The organism is Glycomyces sp. NPDC021274 (assembly GCF_040641195.1).
GTDB lineage: Bacteria > Actinomycetota > Actinomycetes > Mycobacteriales > Micromonosporaceae > Glycomyces.
In genome coordinates, this window is sequence record NZ_JBFADC010000066.1 from 1 (window position 1) to 1,388 (window position 1,388).

Annotated in this window: 2 protein-coding genes; both read right to left on the reverse strand. The window is 63.9% G+C overall.

The genetic code is table 11. From position 1 onward, the window contains the following. Positions 1 to 346: MFS transporter (locus tag AB0I03_RS26595; protein ID WP_360417354.1), on the reverse strand; the 346-nt coding region annotated here is incomplete at its 3' end. A 320-nt stretch (positions 347 to 666) separates the two neighbouring features. Then, on the reverse strand, positions 667 to 1,388 hold a 722-nt coding region (locus AB0I03_RS26600; RefSeq protein WP_360417356.1), incomplete at its 5' end, for an LLM class flavin-dependent oxidoreductase.

A 1,388-nucleotide genomic window follows, 5' to 3' on the forward strand; every position in this document is an offset into this window, starting at 1 on the left:
GCGCGGCAAGGAGCAATGCGATCGTCGGGGCCAGCCCGGAAGCCAGACAGCCGATGAGGTATACCGTCAGGCCGACGAGCAGAAAACCTTTACGTCCATAACGGTCCGCGAGCGCGCCTGCTGGAACCAATAAGCAGGCGAAAACGATGGTGTATCCGTCGACGACCCATAATAACTGAGTCGCCGACGGATGCAGATCACTGGTGGAGATGGTCGGTATCGCGAGATTCATCACCGATACCATTCCCATGACCAGAAATGCCGCGCCTGAAGCGATGCGCCGAGCTCCGCGCCGCCGCGGATGGCCAGCTCGTGCCGTCGGTTCGACACCCGTGGTTGCTGTCACGAATCTCCCGTCCTCGTTTCGAGTCGAGCATCGCCCGGGCGCGACGAGCCCCGGGCCGTCGACTACTGAGTGACATCAGAAGCTTTCGAGTCGTATACCTCGAAGCGATGTTTCGAAGTCTATACCTCGAAGCGACGTACTGTGAGCGGTTGTCGAGCGAGAGCTGACGGCGTGACAGCAGAGGCATGCAGAAGTGCAGGTAGCCGCGCCGGGGTGGCGAAGGGGCAGACGACTCCCGCTCGCCACCCGCTGGAGGAGGTCCGTCGAGCCCCTCCCCGAGCGCCGGCTTCACCTGCCTGCTGGCGCAGAGGCCCGCTGCATCACTCGGGAAGACGCGGCAGCACCTGTTCGTGGAAGCGCCGGAGGTTGCCGGCCATGTCGTTGAACGCCTGGCCGCCGTAGTCGATGTGCCACAGGAACGTGTCCACGGACAGCGCGCGCTGGAACTCGACGATCCGCTCCGTGACCGTCTCCGGTGAGCCGACGATCGCCGTCTCGATCAGATCGTCGTCGGTCATCTCCTTGATGCTCTTCACGATCTGCGGGTACTTCGCGTAATCCGACGAATGCGTATGCAGCAGAGACTCGGCGGCCTCACCGAACACCTGCCAGTGCGCCCGAAGTCGAGGCAGCGCCCTGTCCACCGCGTCTGCGTCCGTCTCACCGATCATCAGCGGGATGCTCATCGCGACCCGCGGCGATCCCCCGGTCTCCCTTGCGGCCTCCTGGAAGCACGACGTGTAGAGCTCTACGTTCTCCCGGGCCTTGGGCAATTCCGCAGCACGCGGCGGAGACGCCATGAGGAGATTCAGCCCGCGGTCACCCGCCCAGGAAAACGTCTCCGGCGACATCAGGCCGGCGACCCAGGTGGGCGGATGCGGCGTCTGCACCACCGACGGAAGGGAGTTGACACCGGAGTACTGGAAGAACTCGCTGGATTCCGAGACGCCCTTCTCGGTCCACAACCGAAGGACGGCCTCGACCGTTTCCTTGTACCGCTGCCGGCTTCCCTCCATCGGCACACCGAAGGTGTCGAATTCGT